This is a genomic window from Streptomyces sp. NPDC051976 (assembly GCF_040680795.1).
In the GTDB taxonomy this organism is placed as follows: domain Bacteria; phylum Actinomycetota; class Actinomycetes; order Streptomycetales; family Streptomycetaceae; genus Actinacidiphila.
This window is the reverse complement of sequence record NZ_JBFAXL010000145.1, coordinates 1-1,846: the sequence shown is the minus strand read 5'-3', so window position 1 is coordinate 1,846 and position 1,846 is coordinate 1. Positions and strand designations below refer to the sequence as shown.

The 1,846-nt window shown below is 66.0% G+C and carries 1 protein-coding gene; it reads left to right on the top strand.

Annotated features, from left to right (window positions below; translation table 11 throughout):
• On the top strand, positions 1-1,797 hold a 1,797-nt coding region (locus tag AB0M29_RS45085), incomplete at its 5' end, for a tetratricopeptide repeat protein (RefSeq protein WP_365393657.1).
• Positions 1,798-1,846 lie beyond the last annotated feature (49 nt).

The window sequence follows — 1,846 nt, the reverse complement described above, 5'->3', positions numbered from 1 at the left end:
GACCCGTCCGCGGTGTTGGAGGCGTTCCTGCGGCAGCTGGGAGTAGCCGCGTACCAGATCCCCGAGAGTCGGGACGAACGCGCGGCGATGTACCGGGACAGGCTACGCGAACGCGGTGGTCTGGTACTGCTGGACAACGCCGCTGACGAGGAACAGGTCCGCGACCTCATCCCCGCCGGGCCCACATGCATGGTCCTGATCACCAGCCGCCGCAGCCTGGCCGGTCTGGACGGTGTCAACCCGCATCTGATCGGCGCGTTCTCGGAAGCCGAGTCGCTGGACCTGCTGATGCGGATCGCTGGACGCGACCGCGTCGTAGCCGAGCCCGAGGCGGCAGCCCGCATCGTCGGCTACTGCGACCACCTTCCGCTCGCAGTGGCACTGACGGCCGCCCGGCTGCGCTCCCGACCGGCCTGGTCCCTCGCGGTCCTGGCCGAGCGGCTGAAAGCGGGCCGCCTTGAAGAGATTCGCGCCGGCGGCCGAGCACTGACCCCAGTCTTCGACGTCTCCTACCGTGATTTGCCTGATCTCCTACGCACGACGTTTCGCCTGCTGGGCCACCACCCGGGGCACGACTTCACGCCGTCTATGGTCACCGCTCTGACTGAAGCCCCCCTGCGCGAGGCGGAGGCTGCACTCGAGGACCTCCAGGATGAAAACCTGGTCCGCCAAGCTACGCCTGGGCGGTACGAACTCCACGACCTGCTACGTGCCTACGCTCTCAAGCTCGCCCAAGCCGAGCCGGAACAAGACGCACAAGCCGCACTGACCCGACTGGCATCCTGGTACGTCACCGCTGGCCATGCAGCGGCCACGGCCATCAACACACCCGCCCTGCCCCGGGTTCTCCCCGACGGCCCTGGTGAGCGGGCACTGTTCGGCAGCTACGATGAAGGGCTGGCCTGGTTCGACCAGGAGTGGCAGAACATCACCGCCCTCCAGCAAGCCGTGGCAGACGCCGGGCTCCACCGTCACACTTGGCAACTCGCCTTGATGCAAAAGCAGTTCCGCGTCGTTCGCAACCAGTTCGACGACTTCCTCGCCGTGCAGGAACTCGCCGTTGAGGCCGCGAAGGCTTCCGGTGACAGGGCCGCGGAGGCCTTGATGGTGAACGGGCTCGGGGGCTTCTACTTCAGGACGAACCGCCTCGACGACGCCGAGCGCTGTCTTCTCGAGGCCAGGCGCATCTATCGCGCGATTGGCGACCCCACTGGCGAGGGCTCGGCCCTGGTTGACTACGGCTCAGTCCAAACGCAGCGCGGGAACAAAGACCACGCCGCTTCCCTCTATACCCGGGCGATCAACCTGCTCCAAAGCCCGGACGGGCAACGCGCTCAGGCGATAGCCCTGATGAACCGCGGCACGATTCACCAGCGACTCGGGAACCTCGCTCAGGCCGTTGCCGACACCGACCGAGCTCTCGTGGCCTTCCGCCAAGTCCAAGACCACCGCCACGAGGCCATGGCCATAGGCAACCTCGCCTGGTTCCACCTGCTTGCCACAAACCACCGCGCTGCACTCGACCTCTACCGCGAGCAGCAACAGCTCGCCTACCTCCTCGCGGACATTCTCCTCCAAGCCAACGCGCTCATGGGCACCGGCGAGACCCACGCTGCTGCCGGCCAGATCAAAAAGGCTCGACACGCCTGGCAGGAAGCACAGCTCCTGTATGAAGGAATCAAACACCCCTGGGCCGCGCAAGCACAGCACCGGCTCGATATCTCGCGGAAAGATCCAACGGCCACCTGGACCCCAGGGACTTTGCAAGGTCGTAGGTTGGGTGAGATTGCCCAGTGATGGGCTGTCATGTCGCGTTGTGGAGGGCCCGGATGCAGGTGCAGACACG